Annotated in this window: 21 protein-coding genes, 1 tRNA gene, 2 rRNA genes, 1 other RNA gene and 1 other annotated feature; of the genes, 16 read left to right on the top strand and 9 right to left on the bottom strand. The window is 45.5% G+C overall.

Annotated features, from left to right (window positions below):
- Nucleotides 1–5: 5 nt before the first annotated feature.
- A 5S ribosomal RNA gene (gene rrf / locus MST20_RS21035) occupies nt 6–121 on the top strand.
- A gap of 17 nt (nt 122–138) precedes the next feature.
- Here rrf and MST20_RS21030 read toward each other — a convergent pair.
- On the bottom strand, nt 139–1,116 hold the full coding sequence (locus MST20_RS21030) for a YaaC family protein (RefSeq protein WP_243944599.1): 978 nt from the start codon (nt 1,114–1,116) through the stop codon (nt 139–141).
- 121 nt (nt 1,117–1,237) lie between these two features.
- Here MST20_RS21030 and guaB point away from each other — a divergent pair, with 121 nt between their 5' ends.
- The 5 genes from guaB (at nt 1,238) to serS (ending at nt 7,473) form a co-directional block, all read left to right on the top strand.
- Nucleotides 1,238–2,704 carry an IMP dehydrogenase gene (guaB, locus tag MST20_RS21025; RefSeq protein WP_243944597.1) on the top strand — a complete coding sequence of 489 codons (1,467 nt, stop codon included), beginning with the start codon at nt 1,238–1,240 and terminating at the stop codon, nt 2,702–2,704.
- A 184-nt stretch (nt 2,705–2,888) separates the two neighbouring features.
- On the top strand, nt 2,889–4,184 hold the full coding sequence (locus tag MST20_RS21020; RefSeq protein WP_377905675.1) for a D-alanyl-D-alanine carboxypeptidase family protein: 1,296 nt from the start codon (nt 2,889–2,891) through the stop codon (nt 4,182–4,184).
- Between the two features lie 186 nt (nt 4,185–4,370).
- Entirely contained in the window at nt 4,371–5,255 is an 885-nt protein-coding gene (gene pdxS / locus MST20_RS21015) for a pyridoxal 5'-phosphate synthase lyase subunit PdxS (protein WP_243944594.1), read from the top strand.
- 21 nt (nt 5,256–5,276) lie between these two features.
- Nucleotides 5,277–5,867: a pyridoxal 5'-phosphate synthase glutaminase subunit PdxT gene (gene pdxT / locus MST20_RS21010; RefSeq protein WP_025810896.1), complete on the top strand. Its 591-nt coding sequence runs from the start codon at nt 5,277–5,279 to the stop codon at nt 5,865–5,867.
- Between the two features lie 51 nt (nt 5,868–5,918).
- Nucleotides 5,919–6,138: a binding site (T-box leader), on the top strand.
- 57 nt (nt 6,139–6,195) lie between these two features.
- Entirely contained in the window at nt 6,196–7,473 is a 1,278-nt protein-coding gene (gene serS, locus MST20_RS21005; RefSeq protein WP_243944592.1) for a serine--tRNA ligase, read from the top strand.
- 30 nt (nt 7,474–7,503) lie between these two features.
- Here the strand turns inward: serS and MST20_RS21000 are convergent, their stop codons facing one another.
- The 4 genes from MST20_RS21000 to MST20_RS20985 all read right to left on the bottom strand — a co-directional run bounded on the left by MST20_RS21000 (nt 7,504) and on the right by MST20_RS20985 (nt 11,584).
- On the bottom strand, nt 7,504–8,634 hold the full coding sequence (locus MST20_RS21000; RefSeq protein WP_243944590.1) for a glycerate kinase: 1,131 nt from the start codon (nt 8,632–8,634) through the stop codon (nt 7,504–7,506).
- A 15-nt stretch (nt 8,635–8,649) separates the two neighbouring features.
- Entirely contained in the window at nt 8,650–9,918 is a 1,269-nt protein-coding gene (locus MST20_RS20995; RefSeq protein ID WP_243944588.1) for a GntP family permease, read from the bottom strand.
- 89 nt (nt 9,919–10,007) lie between these two features.
- Nucleotides 10,008–11,126, bottom strand: a complete 1,119-nt coding sequence (locus tag MST20_RS20990; RefSeq protein ID WP_243944587.1) for a CdaR family transcriptional regulator — start codon at nt 11,124–11,126, stop codon at nt 10,008–10,010.
- Nucleotides 11,127–11,155: 29 nt separating this feature from the next.
- Nucleotides 11,156–11,584 carry an SMI1/KNR4 family protein gene (locus MST20_RS20985; protein ID WP_243944585.1) on the bottom strand — a complete coding sequence of 143 codons (429 nt, stop codon included), beginning with the start codon at nt 11,582–11,584 and terminating at the stop codon, nt 11,156–11,158.
- Nucleotides 11,585–11,707: 123 nt separating this feature from the next.
- On the opposite strand from MST20_RS20985, the gene MST20_RS20980 reads away from it, so the two are divergent.
- Both MST20_RS20980 and comI read left to right on the top strand, forming a co-directional pair.
- Nucleotides 11,708–11,800: transfer RNA gene (locus tag MST20_RS20980), tRNA-Ser, on the top strand.
- 274 nt (nt 11,801–12,074) lie between these two features.
- Nucleotides 12,075–12,170, top strand: coding sequence for a competence inhibitor ComI (gene comI, locus MST20_RS20975; RefSeq protein ID WP_222427441.1), 96 nt, complete (start codon nt 12,075–12,077; stop codon nt 12,168–12,170).
- A 329-nt stretch (nt 12,171–12,499) separates the two neighbouring features.
- Here comI and MST20_RS20970 read toward each other — a convergent pair whose 3' ends face one another.
- The 4 genes from MST20_RS20970 to MST20_RS20955 all read right to left on the bottom strand — a co-directional run bounded on the left by MST20_RS20970 (nt 12,500) and on the right by MST20_RS20955 (nt 15,751).
- Entirely contained in the window at nt 12,500–13,141 is a 642-nt protein-coding gene (locus tag MST20_RS20970; RefSeq protein ID WP_020449778.1) for a deoxynucleoside kinase, read from the bottom strand.
- Nucleotides 13,138–13,761 carry a deoxynucleoside kinase gene (locus tag MST20_RS20965; RefSeq protein ID WP_243944583.1) on the bottom strand — a complete coding sequence of 208 codons (624 nt, stop codon included), beginning with the start codon at nt 13,759–13,761 and terminating at the stop codon, nt 13,138–13,140. The genes MST20_RS20970 and MST20_RS20965 overlap by 4 nt, the downstream gene beginning before the upstream one ends.
- Nucleotides 13,762–13,846: 85 nt before the next feature.
- A complete protein-coding gene (locus tag MST20_RS20960) occupies nt 13,847–15,166 on the bottom strand; it encodes a glycosyl hydrolase family 18 protein (RefSeq protein WP_243944581.1) in 1,320 nt (439 codons plus the stop codon).
- Nucleotides 15,167–15,202: 36 nt separating this feature from the next.
- Nucleotides 15,203–15,751 carry a cysteine hydrolase family protein gene (locus MST20_RS20955; RefSeq protein WP_243944601.1) on the bottom strand — a complete coding sequence of 183 codons (549 nt, stop codon included), beginning with the start codon at nt 15,749–15,751 and terminating at the stop codon, nt 15,203–15,205.
- An 82-nt stretch (nt 15,752–15,833) separates the two neighbouring features.
- On the opposite strand from MST20_RS20955, the gene tadA reads away from it, so the two are divergent.
- From tadA to MST20_RS20915, 8 genes are all read left to right on the top strand, one after another.
- A complete protein-coding gene (gene tadA / locus MST20_RS20950) occupies nt 15,834–16,316 on the top strand; it encodes a tRNA adenosine(34) deaminase TadA (RefSeq protein ID WP_065643989.1) in 483 nt (160 codons plus the stop codon).
- A gap of 90 nt (nt 16,317–16,406) precedes the next feature.
- Nucleotides 16,407–16,672, top strand: an RNA gene (gene ffs, locus MST20_RS20945) — signal recognition particle sRNA large type.
- A 129-nt stretch (nt 16,673–16,801) separates the two neighbouring features.
- The gene (gene dnaX, locus MST20_RS20940) at nt 16,802–18,502 is read left to right on the top strand and encodes a DNA polymerase III subunit gamma/tau (protein WP_243944579.1); all 1,701 of its coding nucleotides are present in this window, start codon (nt 16,802–16,804) and stop codon (nt 18,500–18,502) included.
- Between the two features lie 26 nt (nt 18,503–18,528).
- The gene (locus MST20_RS20935) at nt 18,529–18,852 is read left to right on the top strand and encodes a YbaB/EbfC family nucleoid-associated protein (protein ID WP_065643978.1); all 324 of its coding nucleotides are present in this window, start codon (nt 18,529–18,531) and stop codon (nt 18,850–18,852) included.
- 13 nt (nt 18,853–18,865) lie between these two features.
- Complete coding sequence (gene recR, locus MST20_RS20930) at nt 18,866–19,462, top strand: recombination protein RecR (RefSeq protein ID WP_003178140.1); 597 nt, start codon at nt 18,866–18,868, stop codon at nt 19,460–19,462.
- A gap of 20 nt (nt 19,463–19,482) precedes the next feature.
- A complete protein-coding gene (locus tag MST20_RS20925) occupies nt 19,483–19,707 on the top strand; it encodes a YaaL family protein (RefSeq protein ID WP_035337520.1) in 225 nt (74 codons plus the stop codon).
- Nucleotides 19,708–19,771: 64 nt separating this feature from the next.
- A complete protein-coding gene (locus MST20_RS20920; protein WP_243944577.1) occupies nt 19,772–20,038 on the top strand; it encodes a pro-sigmaK processing inhibitor BofA family protein in 267 nt (88 codons plus the stop codon).
- 222 nt (nt 20,039–20,260) lie between these two features.
- A 16S ribosomal RNA gene (locus tag MST20_RS20915) occupies nt 20,261–20,477 on the top strand; the annotation flags it as partial.

Here is a 20,477-nt window from a genome sequence, read left to right as displayed (position 1 = left end):
AATAGTTTGGTGGCGATAGCGAAGAGGTCACACCCGTTCCCATGCCGAACACGGAAGTTAAGCTCTTCAGCGCCGATGGTAGTTGGGGGCTTCCCCCTGTGAGAGTAGGACGCCGCCAAGCACTTAAAAAAGACCAGCTTATGTAAGCTGGTCTTTTTTGTTGTTTTCTTTTTTTTGAAGAAGCAGTTCAGCGACATAATAGGGGAACTTTGACTCGACTATATGTAAAAACTGCTGGATGATGACATAATCATCGCTAGCGCTTTGAAGAAGAAGGTCATACCACCATTCAGTTTCATACCTGGCAATCATGCTTAAATTGTATGCAACCAAGTAATGCGCCAATATTTCCGGTAGCTTTAAAAAGTGATCCCGTTCAGCCGGGAAATAATATCCGTCTTGCTCCAAATCATAGAGCAAAGTGGTCGAAGTGCTGGGGCGGCATTCTTTATGAGCGGCAGAAAAAACGATTCCCTCGTTTTCCTCGCGGCAGAAAGACCAGTTTAAATGGTATTCGATATGTTCGATGAATCGCTTTGATGACATATTGTAAGCATTGGGTGTCTCGCCAGGCAGCCGAATAAGCCGGTCTTCGACGGCTGCTTTTACAATTGCATTTGGTTTTCTTTGAAATGCCAGCACTTTATTGATCTCCGGAATTTTTGCCAAAAGCTGCTTCATATTGAATCGTTCATCTTCCAATCCGGATAATTGGAAAAGGGATCTGATGACGTGCATACATAAGCCGTTCCTTTGGATTTTCACTTCGTCTTCATAAAAGCGGTAATTTTGTTTTTTTCGTTTTCTTGTGGTCACGCCATGAGCAAGCACTGAAGTATGGCTCGGATAGGAAGGATCTGTCGTTAACAGGCAGGCTTTCAATAGCTGTGCCATGCCGTAAAATAATAAAATTGGTTTGATTTCCATCGTAGCGATTTTGGCTTGCTTGTAAAAAGCTTCTGCATGCTTAAGAAAGAAAATAAACCGCTCTCCGTTTTTATAAGAATTTTTTTTCGCATCTTCCATTCCTTGATTTTTATATACCATTTCAAGAAAATGCTGGGCTGTTTCGACCGAGTAAAACAGCTTTAAATCCTTCCATCCTTTATCTTGCATATACTCCACTTCCCTTATGGTTATTTTCTAAAAATTACAACTGTTTCCCGCTTTCTTGACAGTGGGTATTCAAGTTGATAATCTACATATAATATTTTGCCGAAAAGAGGGGGATTTACTAATGTGGGAAAGCAAATTTTCGAAAGAAGGCTTAACATTTGATGATGTATTGCTCGTTCCGGCTAAATCGGAGGTACTTCCGCGCGACGTGGATTTATCCGTTGAGCTTACACCGTCTCTTAAGTTGAATGTTCCAATTATTAGTGCAGGCATGGATACAGTGACAGAAGCTCAAATGGCCATCGCGATGGCACGGCAGGGCGGACTGGGCATTATCCACAAAAACATGTCGATTGAACAGCAGGCTGAGCAGGTTGACAAAGTCAAACGTTCAGAGCGGGGCGTCATTACAAATCCGTTTTTCCTGACGCCAGAGCACCAAGTTTTTGATGCGGAGCATTTGATGGGCAAATACAGAATTTCCGGTGTTCCGATTGTTGACAATGAAGAGGATCAGAAGCTGGTTGGAATCATTACAAACCGTGATCTGCGATTTATTTCTGATTACTCCATGAAAATCAGCGATGTTATGACAAAAGAAGAGCTTGTTACGGCTTCTGTTGGTACAACCCTGGATGAAGCAGAAAAAATTCTTCAAAAATACAAGATCGAAAAACTCCCTCTTTTAGATGATCAAGGTGTTTTAAAAGGGCTAATTACGATTAAAGACATTGAAAAAGTAATCGAATTCCCGAATTCAGCGAAAGATGTTCACGGCCGCCTATTGGTTGGAGCAGCGGTTGGTGTAACAGGCGACACAATGACACGCGTCAGAAAGCTAGTGGAAGCCAATGTCGATGTGATCGTCGTTGATACCGCGCACGGCCATTCACAAGGTGTATTGGATACCGTTAAGAAAATCCGCGACACTTATCCTGAATTAAATATCATTGCCGGCAACGTCGCAACTGCCGAAGGAACAAAAGCGCTTATCGAAGCGGGAGCAAATGTAGTTAAAGTCGGTATCGGACCGGGTTCTATTTGTACAACCCGCGTCGTGGCCGGTGTCGGTGTTCCGCAAGTGACAGCGATTTACGATTGTGCGACTGAAGCAAGAAAACACGGTGCTGCGATTATTGCAGACGGCGGCATCAAGTTTTCCGGAGATATTGTCAAAGCCTTGGCTGCCGGCGGACATGCCGTCATGCTTGGAAGCCTTCTTGCCGGAACATCTGAAAGCCCAGGCGAGACTGAAATCTACCAAGGCAGACGCTTTAAAGTTTACCGCGGTATGGGTTCTGTGGCTGCAATGGAAAAAGGAAGCAAAGACCGCTACTTCCAAGAGGAAAACAAAAAATTCGTTCCGGAAGGCATTGAAGGCCGTACGCCTTATAAAGGTCCGGTTGCTGACACAGTTTATCAGCTTGTCGGCGGTTTGAAATCCGGCATGGGCTACTGCGGAACAAAAGATTTGCACGCATTGAGGGAAGATGCGCAGTTCATCCGCATGACAGGCGCAGGCCTGCGGGAAAGCCATCCTCACGATGTACAAATTACCAAAGAATCGCCTAACTATACCATTTCCTAATCAAATATGACAAAAATTAAACCGTAGACAGAGTGATACTCTGTCTATTTTTTTTTGCTTCCTTATGATAAAATTTATAATGTTGTGTTTGAAAAATGTCTTAAAAGGCTTTGATATAGATTATTAGTCTGATGAAAAGCGGAGGTATCACGATTTGAAAAGCAAGAGAGTAAAGCAGCTGATCATGTTGATCGTTGCTTTTGCTGTGACTGTAGGTGCATTTTCTCCTATGTCGACGGCAAAAGCCGCAAATGATCCAATTCATGTAGACGCGAAAGCAGCAATCCTGGTGGAAGCTTCATCGGGAAAAATTTTGTACAGCAAAAATGCCGATCAGCGTCTTCCTGTTGCCAGCATGGCCAAAATGATGACGGAGTATCTTCTGTTGGAAGCGATTCACGAAGGCAAAGTGAAATGGGATCAGAAGTACACGCCTGACGATTATGTATACGAGATTTCCCAAGATCGTTCATTATCGAATGTTCCTCTTCGTAAAGACGGATCATACACTGTAAAAGAGCTTTATCAGGCGACTGCAATTTACTCTGCAAACGCAGCGGCTATTGCACTTTCTGAAATCGTTGCCGGTTCTGAATCAAAGTTTGTAGAGTTAATGAATAAAAAAGCCAAAGAGCTTGGAATGAAAGATTTCAAATTTGTGAATGCTACAGGTTTGGAAAACAAGGATCTTCACGGCAAACATCCGAGCGGAACAAATGCCAATGAAGAAAATGAAGTGTCTGCGAGAGACATGGCGCTCCTTGCCGATCATTTAGTAAGCGATTATCCTGAAATTCTCGATACGGCGAGCATTGCCAAAACGAAGTTCAGAAAAGGCACAGACGATGAAATGGATATGCCGAACTGGAACTTTATGCTGAAAGGCCTAGTTCAGCAATATGAAGGTGTGGACGGGCTGAAAACCGGCTCAACGGACTCTGCCGGATCATGCTTTACGGCTACTGCCGAAAGAAACGGCATGAGAGTGATTTCCGTCGTTATGAATGCGAAAGGCGACCTTCATACGGGACGATTTAAAGAAACGAAAAAAATGCTTGATTATGCATTTGATAACTTCACCATGAAAGAGTTTTACGCAAAAGGCGCACAAGTGAAAGGCAACGAAACGGTCACAGTCGACAAAGGGAAAGAAACTGAAGTCGGCATCGTCACGGAAAAAGCCTTTTCAATGCCTGTGAAGAACGGTGAAGAAAAGAATTACAAGGCGAAAGTGACGCTGAACAAAGACGAGCTGACCGCACCTGTTAAAAAAGGTGAGAAAGTCGGTACCTTGACGGCCTCCTATAAAGGAGAAGAAAAGGACTACGGATTTCTCGGCAGCGATGTATCAGGTGTAAACCTCGTGACAAAAGAAGAAGATGAGAAAGCAAACTGGTTTATTTTAACGATGAGAAGCATCGGCGGCTTTTTTGCCGGTATTTGGAACAGCATTGTTGAAATGGTAACCGGCTGGTTTTAATCAATAAAGGGCTCTATCTGATAGGGCTCTTTATTGTCATATTCAGATAGAATTACCATTTACAATCCTAACGATTTGTTATTAAAATAGAAATAATCTTCGTGTTTTTCATATGATTTTGTGGAATTATAGGATACAATAGGATTAAATCTGACAATTCAATCTATGATTAGGGGGATCCTTGAAATGGCTCAAACAGGTACTGATCGCGTAAAACGCGGTATGGCAGAAATGCAGAAAGGCGGCGTCATTATGGACGTTGTCAATGCCGAACAAGCAAAGATCGCAGAAGAAGCAGGAGCCGTCGCAGTCATGGCGCTGGAGCGCGTTCCGGCTGATATCCGTGCGGCAGGCGGAGTTGCCCGCATGGCAGATCCGACAATTGTCGAAGAAGTGATGAACGCTGTTTCAATCCCGGTTATGGCGAAAGCGCGCATCGGGCATATCGTTGAAGCGCGTGTTCTTGAAGCGCTCGGCGTTGACTATATTGATGAAAGTGAAGTTTTGACTCCTGCGGATGAAGAATTTCATTTAAATAAAAACGATTTTACCGTTCCATTTGTATGCGGATGCCGCGACCTCGGAGAAGCGACGCGCCGGATCGCTGAAGGAGCTTCAATGCTTCGTACGAAAGGCGAACCTGGTACGGGCAATATCGTGGAAGCTGTCCGCCATATGAGAAAGGTGAATGCTCAAGTGCGTAAAGTAGTCGGCATGAGCGATGACGAACTGATGACAGAAGCGAAAAATCTCGGCGCTCCGTATGAGCTGCTAAAGGAAATTAAAGCCGAAGGACGCCTTCCTGTTGTAAACTTTGCTGCCGGCGGTGTGGCAACACCTGCTGATGCTGCTTTAATGATGCAGCTTGGCGCTGACGGTGTATTCGTAGGGTCCGGTATTTTTAAATCCGACAACCCTGCTAAATTCGCGAAAGCAATCGTTGAAGCGACGACGCATTACACGGATTACAAACTGATTGCCGAGCTTTCAAAAGAGCTTGGAACTGCGATGAAAGGGATTGAAATCTCAAATCTGCTGCCAGAACAGCGTATGCAAGAGCGCGGCTGGTAAACACGAAGGAGACGGATTGACATGCTGACAATTGGTGTACTTGGACTTCAGGGAGCAGTAAGAGAACATATTCGCTCAATTGAAGCATGCGGAGCAGCCGGAAAAGTCATTAAGTGGCCGGAAGAGTTAAAGGAAATCGACGGTTTGATTTTGCCGGGAGGAGAAAGCACGACGATGAGGCGCCTCATCGATACGTATCAGTTTATGAAGCCTCTTCAGGAATTTGCCGCATCCGGAAAGCCGGTATTTGGAACTTGTGCTGGGCTGATTATCCTGGCGAAGAATATCGCCGGAGCTAACGATGCCCATCTTGGGGTTCTGGATGTAACGGTCGAACGGAATTCCTTTGGAAGACAAGTGGACAGCTTTGAAGCGGACTTAACCGTTAAAGGGCTTGACGAACCGTTTACAGGCGTATTTATCCGCGCTCCGCACATTTTGGAAGCGGGCGCAGATGTGGAAGTGCTTTCGGAGCACAACGGTAGAATCGTCGCTGCCAAACAAGGAAATCTGCTTGGCTGTTCTTTCCACCCTGAGCTGACGGATGACCACAGAATGACGAAATTATTTGTCGAGATGGCGGAAAAGCATAAACAGGAAGCCGTCGTATAAAACGGTTGAAAGCTGTTAAAACTTGTAGTACATTTATAAGACAATATAGATCGAAAAGCGTTGATAGGAAGCAGTAGGAAGCCTCTCTTTCCAAGAGAGCCGATGGTTGGTGCGAATCGGTGAAAGATGCTGTCTGAATCCATCCTTGAGCGAAATGCTGAACAGTCAAAGTAGGCATTTACGGGAGAACCGTTATCAAAACGAAGCGGAAAACAGGAGGAAGATGCCTGTTTTCAATCAGGGTGGCAACGCGAGAGCTCTCGTCCCTTATATTTAGGGGACGAGGGCTCTTTTTTTCGGTCAAATCAGTATAAAAGGAGCGAGGCAGATGCTTGATATCAAACTGCTGCGGGCAAATTTGGAGGAAATCAAACAAAAGCTTGCCCACAGGGGAGAAGATTTATCAGATTTTGATCAATTTGAGGAATTGGATACAAAGAGAAGAGAATTGATCGTCAAAGTGGAAGAGCTGAAAGGAAAGCGCAATGAGGTATCTCAGCAGGTTGCCGCTTTAAAGCGGGAGAAAAAAGATGCTGACCACCTGATTAAAGAAATGCGCGAGGTCGGTGAAGACATTAAAAAGCTTGATGAAGAGCTGAGAACGGTCGAATCTTCACTTGATCAAATCATGCTGTCTATCCCGAACATCCCCCATGAGTCTGTTCCGGTCGGTGAGACTGAAGACGACAACGTGGAAGTTCGCAAATGGGGCGAACTCCCCGGATTCTCATTTGAGCCGAAGCCTCATTGGGATATTGCCGATCAATTGGATATTCTCGATTTTGAGCGGGCCGGCAAGGTAACGGGCAGCCGTTTCGTTTTCTATAAAGGGCTCGGCGCCAGACTTGAACGGGCATTGTATAACTTTATGCTTGATCTTCACGTAGACGAGTACGGCTATACAGAAGTCATCCCGCCGTACATGGTGAACCGCGCAAGCATGACAGGCACCGGACAGCTGCCGAAATTTGAGGAAGATGCCTTTAAAATCAGGGAAGAAGATTATTTCTTAATTCCGACGGCGGAAGTGCCGATTACGAACCTGCATCGCGATGAAATTTTGTCAGCTGACGAGCTGCCGATCAATTATGCGGCGTTCAGTGCGTGCTTCCGTTCAGAAGCAGGCTCAGCCGGCCGTGATACACGCGGTTTGATCCGCCAGCACCAATTTAACAAAGTTGAACTGGTGAAATTTGTGAAGCCTGAGGATTCATATGAAGAGCTTGAAAAGCTGACAAATCAAGCGGAGAAAGTTCTTCAGCTGCTTGAGCTTCCTTATCGTGTGATGAGCATGTGTACGGGCGATCTAGGATTTACGGCCGCGAAAAAATACGATATCGAAGTATGGATTCCAAGCCAAAACACATATCGTGAAATTTCATCTTGCAGTAACTTTGAAGCTTTCCAGGCCAGACGGGCGAATATCAGATTCAGAAGGGAAGCAAAAGGCAAGCCTGAGCATGTCCATACGTTGAACGGCTCCGGTTTGGCAGTCGGCAGAACGGTTGCTGCATTATTGGAAAATTACCAGCAGGAGGACGGGAGCGTCATCATTCCTAAAGCGCTTCGTCCATACATGGGGAACAGAGACGTTATTCAACCATAAAAAAAGAGCGCGCCAAGAGGCGCGCTTTTTTTATGCGAGAGACCAGACGGCAGCTACATTTCGGGCACAGCGCGTAAGATTGGAACTTCCATCGGCAAGGGCGTTCTCCAGGGAGCTGATCCCGGGCACGATCGAAAAGAGAGCGGAAATGCCGATATCATAAACAAGCTCGCAGCCTTCACCGAGCGATCCGGCAAATGCAATAACGGGAATATTCTCGCTGCGGGCGCGTTTTGCGACGCCGGCCGGCGTTTTTCCGCTGACCGTTTGGCCGTCTATTTTTCCCTCGCCTGTAATTACAAGATCGGCTCCTTTAATACGTTCGGAAAAAGACAAAGTATCTAAAACAATGTCAACCCCGCTTTTTAATTCCGCTTTTAAAAAGGCACACAGGCCTGCTCCCAATCCTCCGGCCGCTCCTGCTCCCGGGATTGAATCGATTTCGCACCCCAGCTCTGCTTTGACAGCTGCAGCATAATGTTTTAAGTTTTGATCCAAGAGGGCAGTCATTTCACTGTTCGCCCCTTTTTGCGGCCCAAACACGGCGGAGGCTCCGCGAGGTCCCGTAAGAGGATTATCGACATCACAGGCGGCTTCAAAGTGGATATGCTTTAATTGAGGATTTAGGCCGCTCACATCGATCTTAGCAATCTCAACTAATGCACCGCCCCCATTTTCAATCTCTTCTCCATCGCGGTTTAGAAACTTCACGCCCAGTGCTGCAGCCATTCCCGCTCCGCCGTCATTTGTCGCGCTTCCGCCGAGTCCGATGATGATGTTGGACACTCCTTTTTCCGCAGCATCGAGAATCAGTTCTCCGGTTCCTCTCGTTGTCGTTAACAGGGGATTCCGCTGTTCAGGGGGCACGAGGTGAAGGCCTGACGCTTCAGCCATTTCGATGACAGCTGTTTTTCCGTCGCCAAGCAGGCCGTAAGCAGCCTTCACTGGCTTCCCGAGAGGGCCTGTGACCGTTTGCTGCACGATGTCTCCTCCGGTGGCGTCAACCAGAGCTTGAACGGTTCCTTCGCCTCCATCGGCAACCGGAATGTTGAGGTATTCGGCGTCAGGTAGAACCGCTTTAAAGCCTTTTTCAATGCTTCTAGCCGCCTCAAGCGATGTCATGCTTTCTTTAAATGAATCAGGTGCGATTACGATTTTCATGGTACCTGCTCCTTTTTAAATAAAGAATTGAAAAATTCCAAAAATCAAAGTTGAGATAATGGTTAGGATTAAGCCGATGACCGACTCATATGGAATCAGCTTTAAACGTTCTTTCATGGCCATGAAGACGCTGCCTCCCGTCGTATGAAAAAAGCTTCCGTGAGGCAGGTGATCGAGCACCGTTGCTCCCGCGTGAATCATTGCCGCACCTGCGAGGCCGGCGACGCCAAGATCAAGCAATGTCGGGCCGAATACGCTGCTGGCGACAGCTGTGCCGGCTGTAGTCGAGGCGGTTGCCATCGACATCAGCATGCCGGAAATGGGAGCTAAGAGAAACGATGGCAGACCCAAGCCAACAAGGGTGTCGGTAATGAAAGAATTGAGTTGGGAGTTGGCGATGATTCCCGCAAGCGTTCCAGTCCCGATCAGCATCACGGCAACGCCTGACATCTTCGACAATCCTGAAGCGGCAAAATCCTTCAGTTTGCCCGCTTGTCCCGATGCAATCGCAGTGACGAGGCCTCCCGCCGGCAAAGCGATAATTGGATCAATCGTAATTCCTGCCGCAGGCCTTAAGGCAAGCAACAGGATGGAGACCACCGGACCGCTGATCGCCGCCCAAAATGCCGGCAGTTGTTGAGCCGTTTGGGTTTCAATCTCATTTGCAGCTACTCCTGTTCCTTTATTTGAAAGGCGTTTTGCTAGTAAATAAGTGGCGCCCAGTCCGAATATAGCGGGGATGATCCCGGCGGCCATCACGGATGTCAAAGGAACGTGAAAGGCATCTGAAGCAGCAATGGCATTAGGGTTTGGCGACATAATATTGCCCGCTTTTCCTCCGCCGATCATCGCCAACAGAATGGCCGCTTTGCTGATAAAGGTCCGCCTCGCGATCGCAAGGGCGATCGGAGCGACTGTGATGACGGCGACATCGACGAATACGCCGACCGTTGTTAAGATGGCTGTCGCCAATGTTAAAGCAAGCAGCGCCCTTTTTTCTCCAATTTTATTGACAATGGTTTCGGCAATCACAGCTGCGGAGCCGGATTGAATCAGAACGCCGGCGAGCACCCCTGCCGCCAAGATGCGGAGTACAGCAGGAATCATATTTTTAGCACCCGCTATCATCAAATCTGTCGTCTCTATTAAATCTGCGCCGCCAACTAAGCCTCCGGCCAATGCGCCGATCATCATGCCGTAAGCCGGCGGGACTTTTTTCAGAATGAGAAAGATTGATATGGCTAATGCGCATAAGGCGCCTATTGCATTGATTTGAATATCCATCTGCATACCCTCCCTTACGTCCAATTGTAAACGCTTTCTGTATAAGGGAGAATTGGTCAGGTATACGGATTTCGTTCTTTTATCCTATATTAAAATTGTTCATTTGCACAAAACGACGAAAAAAGCGTAATGGCTGTATACAGTTTGAATAGGTCATCAAACCGTTTTGGATTGCATCCTGTCGCTATTTCAACCTTTCTCAGCCGGTAGTTTAATGTATTGCGGTGAATAAAGAGTCTTGATGAAGTTTCCCCGATTTCGCCGTTTTCTTCTATGTAGCAGAGGAGGGTATGGGTTAATTCGCCGTTTTGATCTGCTTGGGAAAGGCAATCCCAAATGTTTTGAAAATGAATCTCCTGATCCGGGCGCTCTATTTTTGATAACAGAACGGGGATCGCAAACTCTCGATAATCGTATAAACTAGAGCTGTTTTTCGCAATCTTGAGCGTTTGTTTTGCACTTTGATAGGAAAATGGCAGCTGCTGAAGCTGATCCGCCTGCTCGCCAAGCGCGCCTCTAACCGTTTTCCATTGGCTGAGCCAGCCGTTCCAAGATGAAAAGAGATCAGCCCTGCTTTTAGTGGGAGCGCCTGCCAGAATAACTGCGATCTCTTTTAAAGAAATATTGGCGTACAAATCTTTCGCGGTTAAATGTTTTTCAAGTTTTTTAATAAATGCCGGCTTCATATCAGCGGATGGCAGCTCAAACACAAGACAAGTACGCTGGCCGTCTAGCGGTATATTCAATCGCTCCACACGTTCAAGGAAGTCAAGGGATGCTAGGTCGGTCCCCTGAATCATTTGGATGACCGTTTCTTCCCGAAGCCTTTGATCCCATGTCAGCTGTTTTGTTAAAAATGCCTGTTCGACAGTTAGCTCTGCCGCCATTTTAACAAGTTCACCATATCGGCTGACTTCAGAAGGCGGCCCCGTGATTCCAATAACGCCGATTATTTCATCATGAAATACGATGGGAAGGTTTACGCCGGGCTTTGTTCCCGTTAAAGCCGAGCATTCTTCAGGCGTGATGCTGATAACCTTTTCAACTGCAAGTGCGTCCTTCGCTCCGGCGTGTTCATCACCGATTCTCGAGCGGTCTCCTGAGGCGATGATAACCCCGTTTTCATCCATCATATTAATGTTGTGCCGAATAATCGACATAGTTCTGTCGACAATTTCCTCCGCCAATTCTTTTGATAGATAATTCATTTCATCATGCTCCTGCCTAAGAACTTGTTTTAAATGGTGATTGTTCCGTCGATCCAGCCTTTTATGAATGGTTTTAAAGAAGATGCGACCCATATTCGGCTGTCGTCTATATGATTCCAAACATAAATATCATTTTTCCGTATAGAGCCGTTTAAAATCGAATAAGCAAATAAATCGCCATTGCCCGCACCTGCTATAAATAACAGACAATCGAACGGCTTAAAACAGCCGATGCTTCTCATGTCTCGATTCTCTTCTATCATTCTGTCTGCAGGCCAAATGAGATGATCCCCGAATGTATCATTGATCCCGTCTGTCGTTTTTAAAAGGCTGACCAGTTCATCGGGAAAAGAGACGCCGAGGAGTTCTTCTGCTTTCTGAAGCTTTCCTGTTTCAATTGGTCTGTTCAGCGTGTAATCTTGAGGCAAACGATCTATAAAATGTTTCCACAATGCCATCACCCTTTGCGTTTATCATTATTTTTGCATATAATGAGAAGCGTGAACAATAAAATAAATTTTTTATGAAAAAATCCCTTGACTTAAAAAGACAGGACATGTTATATTAATTCTTGTCGATACGGAGGAATACCCAAGTCTGGCTGAAGGGATCGGTCTTGAAAACCGACAGGGGTGTCAAAGCCCGCGGGGGTTCGAATCCCTCTTCCTCCGCCATTATTGATTTGCATTTTAGTGATTGACTAAGCATAAATTGGAGATTGTGTTGCCGCTGCCTGGATAGGGCAGCGGTTTTTTTGTGTTTTAAAATATTGTGCTATGGATGGATAACCTGGGGAGCGGTATCAAAAAATATCTCCAATCAAATATTGAAAAAGATAGTGGTCTTGAGTTTTCCGGAAAGTTCCTATAAAGTAAAAATAAGCAATAGATCGGCTTTTTGTAGGGGCGTTCGGCTCACCTCCATGCATGGAAGAGAGGGGGTGAGAATATGGCTGTGGAAAGTGCAATTCAATTGATGCTTTCTTTTGGGATTCTGATTGTAGGAATCCTGTCATTAGCCTATAATTTCACGAAAAAAAAGTAAGAACGCCCCTGACCGTCACATCAAGGCGTTCCTACTCATAAGTTAGACTTAGGAAAAAGCCGGCTCCCTTACAGGAGCTATTCTATTGCCGATCGGAGATGTTCCAGCATCTTCGATCTTTTTGTATTTACAGTTTACTCTTATAGGATTAATTATATTCATATGTGCCTTTATTTGTGTACCGAAGTATACGGCTATATATTATCATTGTAGAACAACATACAGGCCTTGTCCACAGAAAATGCCTTTTTTAGGGAACATTCTGTCTGCGGTAACCAGCGCCGACAAATCTTCTTATTTGCAGTCGGCTTTGTGATTTCAAACAAAACTTATCTTTGAATAGCTTCACTGATTTTTTCAATGATTGGATCGAGGGAGGCAGAGTTGTTGAACAGATCGTATTCATCAATATTGACTCTGACAACCGGACAGGCGTTAAAGCCGCTGATCCAGTTTTCGTACCTTGTGTACATTTCCTCCCAATACGATCTGTCGGTTAACATTTCCATTTCCCGTCCGCGTTTTTTGATGCGGTCGAGAATCGATTCCAAATCGCCCTCCAAATAGACTAAAACGTCGGGGCGGGGGAAGTAAGGCGTCATGACCATTGCTTCAAACAGGCTCGTATACGTCTTATAATCGACTTTTGACATCGTGCCTTTATCCGCGTGCATTTTGGCAAAAATGCCTGTATCTTCATAAATTGAACGGTCTTGAACAAATCCGCCGCCCGATTCGTAAATGTATTTTTGCTCTTTGAAGCGTTCTGCCAAGAAGAAAATTTGCAGGTGAAAGCTCCAGCGTTCAAAGTCTTGGTAAAAAGCCTCCAAATAAGGGTTGTTCACAACCTCTTCAAGAGAAGTTTTAAATCCGAGTCTTTTTGCAAGCTCTTTTGTCAAAGTGGATTTCCCCACTCCTACCGTTCCGGCAACAGTAATGATAGCATCTTTCGGAATAGCATATACACTCATTCTATATACTCCTTTACTTGATCGGCAATTCGATTGAAAACGGCTTCGGAGATCACGAAGTCTTCCTGGTCTCCGTTAATTTCAATAACGGGCATTGGCGGATCGGATTCTTTAAATTGCTTAATGGCAGCCTCATAATCATTGATGAGCTGTTCCAGATATTGCTTGTCCATTTCCTGTTCAAACGGCCGTCCGCGTTTTTTGATCCGTTCCAATAACGTCGGAAGGCTTGCTTTTATGTAAATGATGACGTTCGGTTTCGGCAGATCTTCTGTAAGCAGATGATAAATTTTTCTGTATTTCTCAAGTTTTTTGCCTTTCAGCGTCCGTTCGGCAAAAATGAGGTTTTTATAAATATGATAGTCCGAAACAACGGGTATGTGATGTTGCAAATACTTTTTTTCGGTATCTTCAAGCTGCTTATAGCGATTGCAGAGGAAAAACATCTCAAGCTGAAAGCTCCATTCATCTTTGTCATCATAAAATTTATCAAGAAAAGGGTTTTCTTCGACGATTTCTTTAACCAAAGAGAGTGAAAGCTTTTCGGAGAGCATGCTGGCCAAGGTTGTTTTTCCCGCGCCGATGGGGCCTTCGACAGCGATGAAAGGGGCTGTGTTCATAGGTGTCCTCCTACTAAAAAAATTCATTTGTGAACCATACATATTGTATCACATCATCATCTTCTGCCATGAAAAAAACGTTCCTTTAACTTGGGAACGTCTCTTTCACAACATTAAATTGATCGGCTATCAAGAGCCAGTTTTGCGGGAAGGACAGGCCGAGCTTCCAATAGCTGATTCCCCTTAAATTCAATTCCCTAATCAGATCAAACTTTGCCTGAATCGAGCGGGCGTCTTCAAACCATACCTCATGCTGTTTGCCGGCATTGTCCGTATAGCGGAAGAAAGGAGCCTGGGCTGTTTCATCGTACTGTATCGCCGCATTGTTCTCACTCGCGATTTCAATTGCCCGCTGGGGGCTGATTGCTCTGGCCAGCTGCCCGCCTGGCGTAAAGGGGAGCGTCCAGTCATAACCGTACAAGTTCTGTCCCATGACGATTTTGCTGGCCGGCATTTCCGTGAGTGCGTATTCGATCACATCCCGTACGGGTCCGATCGGCGATACCGCCATCGGCGGTCCTCCGCTATAGCCCCACTCATATGTCATCAGTACGACGAAATCGACAATTTCGCCGTGAGCCCGGTAATCATGGGCCTCATACCATTGTCCGGGCTGATCCGCTCTCGTTTTCGGCGCAAGCGCGGTTGAGATGAACCAGCCTTCCTGTTTGAAGCGGGCCCGTGCATCCCGTAAAAATTGATTATAGGCTTCTCTGTCTTCAGGCCTTAAGTATTCAAAATCAAAGTGAATATCTTTGAAACCGTATCTTCTGGCCGTTGCAACGATGTTATCAAGCAATCTGTTTTTTACATTCTGGTCCGTCAAAATGATTCTGCCGAGTTCATCGCTGAAAGCTTCATTTTCGAGATTGGTAACGATCATCATCATCGTAGTCCGATGTCTGTCTGCAATTTCTTTTAAGTTGTTCAGCGGCGGTTCTTCGAGTGTGCCGTCCCGCTTCGCCTGGAAGCTGAAAGCGCCCAAATAGGTCAAGTATGGCGAAGTCTCTCTTGCCGCCTGCTGCAGAGCGGGGCTGACGCTTTCTCCCCGCGGTTCGATATAAGCGTTTGTTTCAATGTTCCGCTTTGGCCGAGGGGGGATATAAAGCAGCAGCCCGACAGGCAAAATAGCGCTAACCTGAATGCGGTTGATCCTCGCCAGTTCAGCCGGAGAAATATTAAAGCGGGCTCCGATTGATGCTAATGTATCACCTTGTCTGACCTCAAAAAACTCGCCGGCGATCGGTATCACGATAGTTTGTCCGACAACAAGCCGATTCGGGTTCGGAATTTCATTCGTCGCGACAATTTCATTAATTGTTGTTCGGTAGCGGTTCGCGATTTGGTAAAGGGAATCGCCTCTTTTCACGACATAAATCTGAATGGGAAACGCCTCCTTTCTCATTGCTACCACTATATGAAGAAAGGAAGTGTTTCATGCTCAAGTTTCGCCGGTGATCTCTTTAACCGTCTTAATATTGGCGAACAGAACATTTTCCATCATCGTCAACGCATATTTGTTGTCTCTTTCATTGTTTGAGGCGATGCAATCGCGCGGAATCGTGATATCGTACTCCCTCATATAAGCGTCGTTTGCCGTAAATAACACGCAAATATTGCCTGCGATTCCCGTAATGATCAAATGGTCGACATGAAGTTCATTCAGCAATGTCTCAAGGGCGGTGCCGTAAAAAGCTGAGTGCTTTGGTTTGATTAAGAAATAATCGTTGTTATTCGGTGCGAGCCGGTCAATGATATATTCGCTTCTGTCGTTTTTGCATTTCTTGATAATGGCAGCAATATCCGCTTGCCAAATTCCAAAGTGGTCATTAATGTATATGATAGGCCATTTCTTTTTGGCTGCGTGTTCTTTTAATGTCAGAAGATGCTCGGTCATGTTTCTGGTCTTTTTGGAAAGAACGTCACCCATATCGAATTGAAAATCATTAATGATGTCGACTATAATGAGAGCTGAATTGGACAATGCGATTGTCTCCTTTCAGATTGCATATTCCTTTAACTATAAGTTAGCCTGTTCTGTTGGGCGAAAAACATTGAAAGAGTGCATGCGGATGACACAAGACGAGTTTTATATGAAAGAAGCGATCAATGAAGCGAGAAAAGCTGAAGAAAAAGGCGAAGTGCCGATTGGCGCCGTACTGGTTCTGGATGGGGAAATTATTGCCCGCGCCCATAATTTGCGGGAAACCGAGCAAAGATCGGTTGCCCACGCAGAGATGCTCGTCATTGAAGAGGCATGCCGGAAGCTGGGAACCTGGCGGCTGGAGAGATCTGTTCTTTACGTTACCCTTGAGCCATGCCCGATGTGCGCCGGAGCGGCCGTTCTCTCCAGAATCGACAAAGTGGTGTTCGGAGCGTCTGATCCGAAAGGCGGCTGTGCGGGGACTTTGATGAATCTCCTGCAGGAAGAGAGATTCAATCATCAGGCTGAAGTCGTAAGCGGCGTAATGGAAGAAGAATGCGGCAGGATGCTGAGTGATTTTTTCAGAAAGCTCCGCGCGAAAAAGAAAGCGGAAAAGAAAAGCGAGCTGTGATGACGGAAATTTGCAATTTAGGGTGAAACAAGTTATACTAATGAGTGCGTCACATGAAGACGCAGCTTAAATAATTTGATATTTATTTTGCCGTGCTAAGCGGGGAGGTAGCGGTGCCCTGTACTCGCAATCCGCTCGAGCGAGGCCGAATCCCTTTCTCGAGGTTCGTTTACTTTAAGGTCTGCCTTAAGCAAGTGGTGTTGACGCTTGGGTCCTGCGCAATGGGAATCCATGAACCATGTCAGGTCCGGAAGGAAGCAGCATTAAGTGGAACCTTCCATGTGCCGCAGGGTTGCCTGGGCTGAGCTAACTGCTTAAGTAACGCTTAGGGTAGCGAATCGACAGAAGGTGCACGGTAAATCAATCATCAAATTAAGAACTCATCTATTTTAATATAGATGAGTTTTTTTCTTGAGAAGAGCTTTTGGATTTGAAAGCCGCTTCATGTATAATGGAAATGATGAAAACAAGAGGAGGGCGTGTTTGTGAGTTACCAGGCTTTATATAGAGTGTTCAGGCCGCAGTTGTTTGAAGATGTAGTCGGTCAGGAGCACATCACGAAAACGTTGCAAAATGCCCTTTTACAAAAGAAATTTTCGCACGCTTATCTGTTTTCCGGACCGAGGGGAACGGGAAAAACAAGCGCCGCAAAACTGTTTGCCAAAGCTGTCAACTGTGAGCATGCTCCGGTCAGTGAACCGTGCAATGAATGCTCCGCGTGCAAAGGCATTACAAACGGTTCGATTTCAGATGTGATTGAAATTGACGCCGCTTCTAACAACGGTGTAGATGAAATACGCGACATCCGCGACAAGGTGAAATTTGCCCCGTCTGCCGTCACGTATAAAGTATATATCATAGATGAAGTACATATGCTTTCTATCGGCGCATTCAACGCCCTTCTAAAAACGCTTGAAGAGCCGCCGGAACATTGTATCTTTATTCTCGCAACAACAGAGCCTCATAAAATTCCTTTAACGATTATTTCTAGATGTCAGCGATTTGATTTTAAGAGGATTACCTCACAGGCAATTGTCGGACGAATGAAAAAAATCGTCGAAGCTGAACAGTTCAAGGTGCAGGATGGCGCCTTAGACATCATCGCCAGTGCCGCCGACGGCGGCATGAGGGATGCGCTGAGCCTGCTCGATCAGGCCGTATCATTCAGCGGAGAAGAGCTGACGGTAGATGATGCGCTGCTGATAACAGGGGCTGTGTCACAGCACTATATTGGAAAGCTCGCCTCAACCCTCCACGAAAAAAATGTTTCCGGCGCTTTGGAAACATTGAACGAACTGCTACAGCAGGGAAAAGACCCGGCAAAATTAATCGAGGATATGATTTTCTACTTCAGGGATATGCTTCTTTATCAAACGGCGCCTGATTTAGAAGGTGTTCTTGAAAAGGTGAAAGTGGACGAAGAGTTCCAAGCTCTATCCCGGCAAATTCCTGCACAAGACCTTTACGAAATGATCGATATATTAAATAAAAGCCATCAGGAAATGAAATGGACGAACCATCCGCGTATCTTCTTTGAAGTTGCGGTCGTGAAGCTTTGTCAGGGACCAAAAGCAGGGGCATCCACGGCCGCCCAGCCGGAAGTGGATAATCTCGTCAACAAGGTTCGGCAGCTTGAGCAGGAGATTGAGAAGCTTAAAACACAAGGTGTGCAGGTTTCTTCGGCTCCCGCCCAGCCTAAAGAAACGTCCCGTCCGCAAAAAAGCGTGAAAAGCGCATATAAAGCGCCTGTCGGCCGTATTCATGAAATATTAAAAGATGCTACAAGACCGGACCTCGAAAAATTGAAGGGCTACTGGGGACAATTGCTTGCCCAGCTTAAACAGCAGAATAAAGTATCGCATGCTGCCCTTTTAAATGACAGCGAGCCGGTGGCTGCATCTTCAAAAGCATTTGTCCTCGCATTCAAATACGAAATTCACTGTAAAATGGTAGCTGAAGACAACAACGGAGTCAGGACAAATCTGGAGCAAATTTTGGATGGAATGCTCGGCGGAAGGATAGATATAGTTGGCGTTCCCGAAGCCCAATGGGGTAAAATAAGAGAAGAATTTCTGCAGGATCATCAGCCGGAAGATTCTGAAGCAAATGAACCGAAAGAAGAAGATCCGCTCGTAGCAGAAGCTAAAAAACTGTTCGGAGCGGAACTGATTGAAATTAAAGAATAAAAACATGAAAGAGAGTGGATTAGAGTATGCGCGGTGGAATGGGTAACATGCAGAAAATGATGAAGCAAATGCAAAAAATGCAAAAGGATATGCAAAAGGCGCAGGAGGAACTGGCAGAAAAAGTACTTGAAGGTACTGCAGGCGGTGGAATGGTGACCGTTAAGGTAAACGGTCAAAAAGAAGTCATCGACGTCATCATCAAAGAGGAAGTCGTAGACCCTGAAGATGTTGAAATGCTTCAAGATCTTGTTCTTGCAGCGACAAACGATGCTTTGAAAAAAGTCGACGATATAACAAATGAAACGATGGGTAAGTTTACAAAAGGAATGAACATGCCGGGTTTATTCTAGGAGGAAAATAAGAATGCAGTATCCTGAACCAATATCAAAGCTGATTGACAGCTTTATGAAGTTGCCAGGAATCGGACCCAAGACGGCGGTCCGTCTGGCTTTTTTTGTTCTTAGTATGAAAGAAGACGTCGTGTTAGATTTTGCAAAAGCATTGGTGAACGCAAAGCGCAATTTGACATATTGCTCGGTTTGCGGACATATAACAGATCAAGATCCCTGCTATATTTGTGAAGATACGAGAAGAGACAAATCGGTCATATGTGTTGTTCAGGATCCTAAAGATGTCATTGCTATGGAGAAAATGAAGGAGTACAACGGACTGTACCATGTTTTGCATGGAGCGATTTCTCCGATGGACGGCATCGGTCCGGAAGATATTAAAATACCCGAATTGCTGAAGCGGTTGCAGGATGATCAAGTGACTGAGGTCATTCTCGCGACAAACCCGAATATAGAAGGAGAAGCAACGGCCATGTACATTTCAAGGCTTTTAAAGCCGTCTGGAATTAAGCTGTCACGAATTGCCCATGGACTTCCGGTCGGAGGCGATTTGGAGTATGCAGATGAAGTCACTCTTTCTAAAGCGCTTGAAGGCAGACGTGAAATGTAGAGGGAGGAGATTGCATTACCATGGGTTTTCTTCGGAAAAAGAAGCTTAGAAAAGAATTTGATAACAAGCTGATTGAACAGCTGATCCATCAAAAGGAAGAATGGAACAGGCAAAAGCGGCTGATTGAAAACAGTCTTGAGCCTTCGCCAGAAGTTCTTTACGAATTAAAGGTTGCCGAGGCAAAGTACTTTTTTTATTTGCGGGAAGCAAAAAAAAGAAATTTAAGGATCGGCAGCTGGAAGTAGCAGGTCTATTCGCGTGATTCCCATCATATGCTTGTACAAGAACGAGCGAGGAGTGATGGAATTCATGGGATCTGTTATTATTATCGGGGCAATTGTGGCTTTGGTTGCCCTGTTGTTTTTTTCAAAAGCATCATTTAAACCTTTGCGATTAATCGGAAGAATAGCGGTTAAATTTGTAGTCGGCGCTTTGTTTTTGTTCTGTGTGAATCTGTTTGGCGAGAGCGTGGGCATTCACGTGCCGATTAATATTGTAACAACCGGAGTAAGCGGATTATTGGGGGTTCCCGGTGTAGCAGCTCTTATTGTCATTAAACAATTTATCGCAATATAATTTCTTGTTGACAATCTTATTTAAAGGTGTTAAATTAGTATTCGTCGCTGATGACGAATAATTTTTTTGAAAAAAGTTGTTGACGACATCATGATTAAATGTTAAGATATTATAGTCGCTTTGAGAGCGGCAACGAAGTTCTTTGAAAACTAAACAAGACAAAACGTACCTGTTAATTCATTAAATAAATCGCACATTTGTTGTGCGTAGTCATTATCAAACTTCATGGAGAGTTTGATCCTGGCTCAGGACGAACGCTGGCGGCGTGCCTAATACATGCAAGTCGAGCGGACAGATGGGAGCTTGCTCCCTGATGTTAGCGGCGGACGGGTGAGTAACACGTGGGTAACCTGCCTGTAAGACTGGGATAACTCCGGGAAACCGGGGCTAATACCGGATGCTTGATTGAACCGCATGGTTCAATTATAAAAGGTGGCTT

The sequence above is a fragment of the Bacillus sp. B19-2 genome (genome assembly GCF_022832475.1).
GTDB classification, from domain to species: Bacteria; Bacillota; Bacilli; order Bacillales; family Bacillaceae; genus Bacillus; species Bacillus paralicheniformis.
Note: the sequence above shows the minus strand (reverse complement) of the source record. Positions and strands in the feature narration are given on the sequence as shown.